Source organism: Streptomyces sp. GC420 (assembly GCF_009916105.1).
GTDB lineage: Bacteria > Actinomycetota > Actinomycetes > Streptomycetales > Streptomycetaceae > Streptomyces.
In genome coordinates this window covers 1-8377 of sequence record NZ_JAAAXQ010000348.1, presented here as the reverse complement: position 1 = coordinate 8377, position 8377 = coordinate 1, and the positions used below count along the sequence as shown (strand labels likewise).

General features: G+C 73.2%; 4 protein-coding genes and 1 pseudogene. 4 read left to right on the top strand and 1 reads right to left on the bottom strand.

Features of this window, described 5'->3' with window-relative positions; genetic code table 11:
• Positions 1-124: 124 nt before the first annotated feature.
• Positions 125-961, top strand: coding sequence for a MetQ/NlpA family ABC transporter substrate-binding protein (locus tag GUY61_RS30590; RefSeq protein ID WP_166633498.1), 837 nt, complete (start codon positions 125-127; stop codon positions 959-961).
• 71 nt (positions 962-1032) lie between these two features.
• Here GUY61_RS30590 and GUY61_RS30585 read toward each other — a convergent pair.
• Positions 1033-1874: pseudogene (locus tag GUY61_RS30585) on the bottom strand (transposase); the annotation flags it as partial.
• A gap of 215 nt (positions 1875-2089) precedes the next feature.
• On the opposite strand from GUY61_RS30585, the gene GUY61_RS30580 reads away from it, so the two are divergent.
• The 3 genes from GUY61_RS30580 to cobT all read left to right on the top strand — a co-directional run bounded on the left by GUY61_RS30580 (position 2090) and on the right by cobT (position 7905).
• Positions 2090-2722: a GNAT family N-acetyltransferase gene (locus tag GUY61_RS30580; RefSeq protein WP_166633497.1), complete on the top strand. Its 633-nt coding sequence runs from the start codon at positions 2090-2092 to the stop codon at positions 2720-2722.
• A gap of 151 nt (positions 2723-2873) precedes the next feature.
• Complete coding sequence (gene cbiE, locus GUY61_RS30575; protein ID WP_166633496.1) at positions 2874-4091, top strand: precorrin-6y C5,15-methyltransferase (decarboxylating) subunit CbiE; 1218 nt, start codon at positions 2874-2876, stop codon at positions 4089-4091.
• A 361-nt stretch (positions 4092-4452) separates the two neighbouring features.
• Positions 4453-7905 carry a nicotinate-nucleotide--dimethylbenzimidazole phosphoribosyltransferase gene (cobT, locus tag GUY61_RS30570; protein WP_166633495.1) on the top strand — a complete coding sequence of 1151 codons (3453 nt, stop codon included), beginning with the start codon at positions 4453-4455 and terminating at the stop codon, positions 7903-7905.
• Positions 7906-8377 lie beyond the last annotated feature (472 nt).

Here is an 8377-nt window from a genome sequence, read left to right as displayed (position 1 = left end):
CCGCCGCACCCACCGGCGCCCCGGCGGACACCGAGCCGCGACCCGAGCTCACCAAGACCCGCTGAATCCGAAATCCCGACGAGACCCGACACGGGATCGCACCACCATGAGAAAGGCACTCTTCGTGCGTAACACCGCCAGGATCACCACCGCCGTCCTCGCCGCCGGAGCCCTCACCCTGGGCCTGTCCGCCTGCGGCTCGGACTCCGGCTCCGGCTCCGCCGGGGCCCGTGCCGACGGGGCGCTCGTCGTCGCCGCGAGCCCCGTCCCGCACGCCGAGATCCTCGACTACGTCAAGGACAACCTCGCCAAGGAGGCCGGTCTCGACCTCGAGGTCAAGGAGTTCACCGACTACGTCACGCCCAACACGGCGACCCAGGACGGCGCGGTCGACGCCAACTACTTCCAGAACCAGCCGTACCTCGACGACTTCAACAAGAAGAACGGCACCACCATCGCCCCGGTCGTCACCGTTCACCTGGAGCCCCTCGGCCTGTACTCCGAGAAGGTCGAGAAGGCCGGCGCCCTCAAGAACGGCGCCACCGTCGCCGTACCGAACGACACGGTGAACGAGGCACGCGCCCTGAAACTGCTCGATGCCAACGGCATCATCACGCTCGAGGAAGGCGCCGGCAGCGACGCCACCACCAAGGACATCGCCGAGAACCCCAAGGACATCAAGTTCAAGGAACTCGAGGCGGCCCAGTTGCCGCGGTCCCTCAAGGACGTCGACGCCGCGGTCATCAACGGCAACTACGCCATCGAGGCCGACCTCAAGCCCGCCGAGGACGCCATCGTCCTCGAATCGGCCGACGACAACCCGTACGGCAACTTCCTGGCCGTCAAGGACGGCAACGAGGACGACCCGCGCGTCAGGAAGCTGGCCAAGCTCCTCACCTCCGACAAGGTGAGGAAGTTCATCGAGGACACCTACGCGGGCTCCGTCACCCCCTCCTTCTGAGCCCGCCGCACACCCACCGCCGGCCCCGCCCCCTGTTCACCAGATGCTGTTGGTTGATTCGGGGCCGTCTGCTTCGCCCCGTCGATCGTGTGGTCGGCGGGGCGAAGTGCTGCGAAGTGGCTGGTGCGGGTGAGGTGGGCGTCGATGCGGGCGAGGTTGATCGCTGCTCCGGTGAGCTGGTGCTGGAGGCTGGTTTTGGCAAGCCCGCGGTAGCGGGATCTGCGCAGGCCGCAGCGGTTCACGGCCTGGGAGATGGCGCCTTCGACACCTGCGCGGACCTTGTAGCGTTCCTTCCACGCGTCGGTCTGCTGCTCGGCCCGGCGCTGGTGCAGGACCTCGTGAACGTCCCGGTCCTGGAGGGTCAGCTTGCGGCGCGGTCCGCGCGTGCAGGAGTCCCTGACCTGGCGGGAGCCGCAGTCGGTCTTCAGTGCGGCGGGCGCACCGGCCGAGGTGACGGCCTCAAGCAGCCGCATCCCGTCGGTTCCGATCCGCCGACCGACCTCGTCCCGTCCGGCCGGGGCCTTGGGGAAACGTGAGTCCTCGGCGCGGGTGGCGCGTGCCTGAACCAGTCCGGCTCGGCGACCCCGGCCAGCCGGTCGGAAGCGGTGACAGCGAGCGCGTTCAAGGCCGCGCGCAGGGTCTCGGCGACCATCTCCAGCCAGCACATGTCCCGCGCCACCGACAGCACATGCGTGGAGTCGGTCCGTGCCTTGCCCCTGCCGGTGAGCAGCCCCTTGTCCCGGGCCGCGGCAAGGATGCCGTCCAGCACCCTCCGTCCGGCGTCCGCCTGAACCAGCCGGTCCCTGAACTCCGAGAGGACGGAGAAGTCGAAGCCCGGATCAAGGAACGCGGCCCGCGCCACCCGCACCGTCTCCGCCGGGATCTCCCCCGATCCCTCCGGCTGCATCGACATCCGCACCCACCCCATACGACAACGTCGGCCTTCAAGACCACAACCGGGTCTCGAAGGCCGACGTCACGCAAGGCCCCGAATAGACCAACAGCATCCGCCGGGAGGGCGGGGTCCGCCGCACCGCCGCACGTACAAGTGCCCGACCCTGTGATGCGACGACCCGTCACCATGCTGCATGCTGTGCCTTTACGACGGTCCCGACGACGGAGCTGCGCATGACTTCCACCTTTCCGGACATCTCCATCAGTACGGACCGGCTGGTGCTGCGCCCCTTCGAGGAGGCGGACATCACGGCGCTCACCGAGATGATGAACGACGAACTCGTCACCGCCTGGACGTCCGTACCGCAGCCCTACACCGTCGACGACGCCCGCCACTGGGCCACGGCCGGCGCACCCGCCGAACGCACCGAGGGCCGCGGCATCGTCTTCGCCGTCACCGAGTTCCTCACCCAGCGGCTCGTCGGCATCGTCCACCTGAGCAACACCGACTGGCGGATCCGCTCCACCGAGGTCGGCTATGTCACCGCCCCCTGGGCCCGCGGCGAGGGCTACGCCAGTGAATCCGTCCTCGCCGTCGCCCGATGGCTGTTCAGCGACCAGAAGTTCGAGCGCCTCGAACTGCGCACCGCCGCCGACAACACCGCCTCCCAGCAGGTCGCCCAGAAGATCGGCTGCATCAGCGAGGGCGTCCTGCGCAACGCGTGGATAGCGCGCGTGCAGCAGGACGACGGCGGCTGGTCCGAGGTGCGCACCGACCTCATCGTGTGGAGCCTCCTCCCGGAGGACCTCGAGGGCGCCGACCCGCTCCCGGACGAGGACGGATACAACTTCACCGAGTGGAACTGAGCGGGCACGAAGCCCGTCCCTCCCACCGGCCCCGCACGCCACGACTGCGCGCCGCAACGGGTACTGTGCCCTCCCGGGGAAGCCACCCGCGCCCACCGGTCCTACCGGCGAGACCTGGGACAAGACTCACACCACGGGGAGACTGACAACGATGGCCGACCGGGTCACGGTGATCGGCTGGGACGGCTCGCCCCTGACCTCGGCGGCACGCTCCGCCCTCTCCGCCGCCACCCTTGTCGCCGGAGCCCCGCACCACCTCGCCCTGCCCGAGGTCCCGCCCGCCGCCGAACGCATCAGGCTCGGCAGCGTCTCGCTCGCCGCCCGCCGCATCGCACGCCACCGAGGCTCCGCCGTCGTGCTCGCCGACGGGGACCCCGGCTTCTTCGGAGTCGTCCGCACCCTGCGAGCACCCGAACACGGCCTCGAGGTCGAGGTGGTGCCGGCCGTCTCCTCCGTGGCCGCCGCCTTCGCACGGGCCGGCATGCCCTGGGACGATGCCCAGATCGTGGTGGCGCACCGCCGCACCCTGCGCCGCGCCGTCAACGTCTGCCGCGCCCACACCAAGGTCGCCGTCCTCACCTCGCCCGGCGCCGGGCCGGCCGAACTCGCCCTCCTGCTCGACGGAGTGCACCGCACCTTCGTCATCTGCGAGGCCCTCGGCACCGTGCACGAGCAGGTCACCGTCCTGACCTCCGACAAGGTCGCCGACCTCGCCTGGCGCGACCCCAACGTCGTCATCGTCATCGGCGGCCCGGCCGCGGCCCCCTCCGCCGACGCCTGGATCGCCGGCCGCGACCCGGCCCGGCCGCCCCGGGTGCGCGGCTGGGCGCTGCCCGGCACCGAGTACCCCGGGACCCCCGGCGAGGGGGAGTCCGTCCCGCTGCGCGCCGCCCAACTCGCCCGTCTCGGCCCTCGCGTGGGCGACCTGGTCTGGGACATCGGCTGCGGCAGCGGTGCCCTCGCCACGGAGGCGGCACGCTTCGGCGCCGCGGTCATCGCCGTCGACCGGGACCCGGCCGCCTGCGAGCGCACCGCCGACGCCGCCCGCCGCTTCGGCGTACAACTCCAGACGGTGTGCGGAACCGCCCCGCAGGTCCTGGAGAACCTTCCCGAGCCCGACGTCGTACGAGTCGGGGGCGGCGGCCACGCCGTCGTCTCGGCCTGTGCCGACCGGCGCCCCGCCCGCATCGTCACGCACGCCTTCACCCGGGACGCGGCGGAGGCCGTCGCGCGGGTTCTGACCGAGGGCGGATACGCCGTCGAATGCGCGCTTCTGCAGTCGGTCGAGCTGAGCGTCGAGGACTGGGCGGAACGCGAACGCGCGGTCGCTTTTCTGCTGTCCGCGGTACGTCCGGAATCGGCCCCCTGATCCAGCTCCGTACACCTGTCGGGGTAGGCTGACCGACCGTTGTACCACCCCCGGGGGTTCGGTGCTTTGTTCGCCAATGTCCGGGAAGCGCACCCGTTTTGGGGGCAGGATGGTACGGCATGTCCGGAGGACGCGCGACGTGGCGCAGTCCACAACGGTCCTTGGTGGGCAAACCGCTGCGGGACCGGCCGACCGTGACCATCCTTGATGGTCGCGGGCGGTTCGTGCCGCGCGGCGCGCACGCTCGTTCTTGCTGGTCGAGGGCGACTGTCGCACCGCGCTCTGCCGTCCGGGCCACGGGGCCACCCCGGAGAGGTTGGGGTCGGGTCGAAGGAGCACTACCGATGGGCGAGGGGTACGCATGACTGACACCGGCCAGGTCCCGGGCGAGGGGCTGCCGGAGAACGCAGGCATGGTGGAGCAGCCGGGCGTCCCCGCTCCGGGTGTTTACACCTACCTCGATCCTTCCGACAGCGCCGTCGAGGACGACGATCTGCTGCTGATGCCCGGCGCGCAGGGGGCGTGGATCGACCCCTCCGCCCAGCCCGCGGCACCGACGCCCCCGCCCGTTCCGCAGCAGGGGTACCCGTCGGACGCCAGTACGCACGAGAGCGGCGGCCGTGACTCCGGTTCGCTGGACCTCGGCTCGGTACGCACGGCGCAGTCCGCGCCCGTGCACGCCCAGACGCCCGCGCACACCCCTGTCTCCGCGTCCGTGCCCCAGCCGCAGGCGCCCGCGCAGCCGCGCCGCCCGCTGCACATGGGCCCGCCGACACCCGACACCTCGGGCGGCGGGGTCGTGCGCTCCCTCGCCGACCGCGGCCCCGCCGCGCCGGTGGCGCCGATCCCGGCGCAGCCCATGCCGGTACGCCACTCGGGACCGCCGACGACGGGGCCCGAGTACCTCGACATCCCGCAGGACGCCTCGGCGATGCTTCCGGGGCCGCAGCTCGGCGAGATCCCGCCGCAGCCGACCACGCAGTGGGCGGCGGCCCCGCTGGCCGCGGAGGCGGCCGCTCCGGCCCCGCAGGCCGAGGCCGAGGCCGTTGCCCAGGCTCAGCCGGCATTCGCCGACGGGGCCGCCCCGGAGCAGGTCCACGCCCCGGAGCAGGTCCACGCCCCGGAGCAGGTCCAGGCCGAGGAGGCGGAGGCCGTGGCCCCCGTCGCGGAGGCTCCGGCGCCCGTGGCGGAACCGGTGGCGGAAGCGGCCCCGCAGCTTGTGACCGAACCCGTGGTGGATGCGGTCGCCGAACCCGTGGCCGTGTCGGCCGAGGCACAAGCCGGCGAGCAGGACGGCCGGTTCGTTCCGGTCGAGGGCACCGTTCCGGAGGCGGCGCACCTGGCACCGACTCCCGCGCCCGCAGCGGTTGTGGAGCCGGTTGCCGAGCCGGTGGCGGCGGAGGCGGCCGTGGAGCCGGTTGCCGAGCCGGTCGTGGAGGCCGTTCCCGTCCCCGAGCAGCAGGCCGTGGAGCCCGAGCCGGCGTCGGCGCAGGGCGAGGCGGCACCGCCGGACCCCGCCGAACAGCCGCAGCCCGCCGAGGCCGTCGATGAGATCGCGACCTCCGAGCCCCAGCACCAGCCGGAGCCGGTGCCGGTGCCGGTGCCGGTGCCGGTGCCCGAGGCTGCCGCCCCCGAGGCCGTCGCGGTCGCGCCCGAACCGGTCGTCGGGCCCGAACCTGTGGCCGCCGAAGCCGTTGCGGCCGAGGTCGCACCGGAACCGCGGCCGGAGCCGGAGCCCGAGCCGGCCGCCGTCGTCGAGCCCGAGGTGGCGGAGGCCGTGCGGGCCGCGGAGCGGGAGTCCGCCCCCGAGCCCCAGCCCTTGCAGGAGACCGAGCCCCAGCCCTTGCAGGAGACCGGGCCCGAGCCGGTGCAGGATCACGCGCCCGCCGTCGAAACCGAGCCCCGGGCAGCGGCGCAGGCCGAGGCCGAAACGGCGGACGAGACCGAGACCGTGACCGAGTCCGAGACCCTGACCGTCACAGAGGCCGGTCCGGGACCCGACGCCGAGGCCGAGGCGGGAGCCGAATCCGTGCCCGAACCCGCGGAGGAAGCCGCGTTCGAAGCCGTACCCGAACCCGACCGGGGCCCTGCTCCCGGATACGACAAGGCGGAGCGCGACGCCGTGCTCCGCGTGATGCGCGAACGCCGCGACATCCGCAACGGTTTCCGCAGCGACCCGATCCCGCACGACGTCCTGCTTCGCGTCCTCGAAGCCGCCCACACGGCGCCCAGCGTCGGCCACTCGCAGCCCTGGGACTTCGTCGTCATCCGTTCCGCCGAGACCCGCCGGGCGATGCACGAACTGGCGCAGCGCCAGCGCGAGGCCTACGCCAGGTCCCTCCCCAAGAGCCGGGCGAAGCAGTTCAAGGAACTGAAGATCGAGGCCATCCTCGACACCCCGGTGAACATCGTCGTCACCGCCGACCCGACCCGCGGCGGCCGCCACACCCTCGGCAGGCACACCCAGCCGCAGATGGCCCCGTACTCCTCGGCGCTCGCCGTCGAGAACCTCTGGCTCGCCGCTCGCGCCGAGGGCCTCGGCGTCGGCTGGGTCAGCTTCTTCGACGAGCGCGAGATGGTACGTGCCCTCGACCTGCCCGAGCACCTCGAAGTCGTTGCGTACCTCTGTGTCGGCTACGTCGACGAGTTTCCGCAGGAGCCCGAGTTGATGCAGGCAGGCTGGTCCAAGCGCCGCCCGCTGTCCTGGGTCGTTCACGAGGAGACGTACGGCCGCCGCGCCCTGCCGGGCGAGGAGCCGCACGACCTCCTCCAGGAGACCGTGTCCGGCATCCGGCCGCTGGACGCCAAGGCGCTCGGCGAGGCCTGGGAGCGACAGAAGCGGATGACCAAGCCGGCCGGGGCCCTGGGCATGCTGGAGATCATCTCCGCCCAGCTGTGCGGCCTCTCCAGGATGTGCCCGCCGCCGATTCCGGAGCCCGCGGCCGTCGCCATCTTCGCCGGCGACCACGGAGTGCACGCCCAGGGCGTCACCCCCTGGCCGCAGGAAGTCACGTCCCAGATGGTCGCCAACTTCCTCGGCGGGGGCGCCGTCTGCAACGCCTTCGCCAACCAGGTCGGTGCCGAGGTCTGCGTCATCGACGTCGGCGTCGCCTCGGACCTGCCGTCCACCCCCGGCCTGCTGCCCCGCAAGGTGCGCCCCGGGACCGCTGACCTCACCGCCGGTCCCGCGATGAGCCGCGAGGAGGCAGTCAGCGCCATCGAGGTCGGCATCGAGACCGCGCGCGACCTGGTGGCCGCGGGCAACAAGGCCCTGCTGACAGGCGAGATGGGCATCGCCAACACCACCGTGTCCGCCGCGCTCATCTCGGTCTTCACCGGCGTCGACCCGGTGGAGGTGACGGGCCGCGGTACCGGCATCAACGACGAGATGCACGCCCGGAAGGTGGACGTCGTCCGGCGGGCGCTCGAACTGCACCGCCCAGACCCGGCGGACCCGATCGGCGTCCTCGCCGCGATCGGCGGCCTCGAGCACGCGGCGATGGTCGGCCTCCTCCTGGGCGGCGCCTCCCTGCGTACGCCGGTCATCCTCGACGGTGTCAGCGCGGGCGCGGCCGCCCTGGTCGCCCGCGCCATCGCCCCCGAGGTCCTCGCGGCCTGCATCGCGGGCCACCGCAGCGCGGAGCCCGGTCATGTCGCGGCCCTGAACAAGCTGGGCCTGCGCCCGCTCGTGGACCTCGACCTCCGCCTCGGCGAGGGCACCGGTGCCCTGCTCGCCCTCCCGGTGGTGCAGAGCGCGGCCCGCGCCATGCACGAGGTGGCCACGTTCGACTCCGCGGGGGTCACGGAGAAGTAGCCCGTCGCGGCCGGCATCCCCGCGTCCGTTCGCGTGCGCGGGGTCCGGCCCGGCGCCGGGCCTGCCCGCCCGGTGTCGAGGCCGGCGCGGTTCAGTGGGGCCGTGCGGCCGACAGGGCGCCCGAGACCTCGCACCGAGCGGCCGGGAGGGAACGGAACGGACTGGGACCGGTCCCGGTCCGGCCGGGACCGGTCCGTCGGCGCGGGCCTCCACCGGGGCGCGGCGCCCCGCCGCTCGCCCGAGCACGGCTCGAACCGGCCTGTCGTGGGCACCACCCGGAGTGCCCCTTCCGGGGGCGGTCCGCCGAGCGCTGCGCGGGACGGCTCCGTGCCCGCCTCGCCGCAGCCTCCGGAGGCGGGCCGGTCCCCGGAGCGCCGAGCGCCCCTGGCGACCGGCAGGCCCCTGGGGGACGGGGCCGGCCCGTGAGGCCGCCTTCCCGGGCAGCGGCCCCCGGCTACCCGCCCCCGTGGCC

What these genes read in the sequence shown, in the direction of transcription:
- GUY61_RS30580 (WP_166633497.1), top strand. Translation starts at nt 2,090, where the DNA reads ATGACTTCCACCTTTCCGGACATCTCCATCAGTACGGACCGGCTGGTG.
- cbiE (WP_166633496.1), top strand. Translation starts at nt 2,874, where the DNA reads ATGGCCGACCGGGTCACGGTGATCGGCTGGGACGGCTCGCCCCTGACC.
- cobT (WP_166633495.1), top strand. Translation starts at nt 4,453, where the DNA reads ATGACTGACACCGGCCAGGTCCCGGGCGAGGGGCTGCCGGAGAACGCA.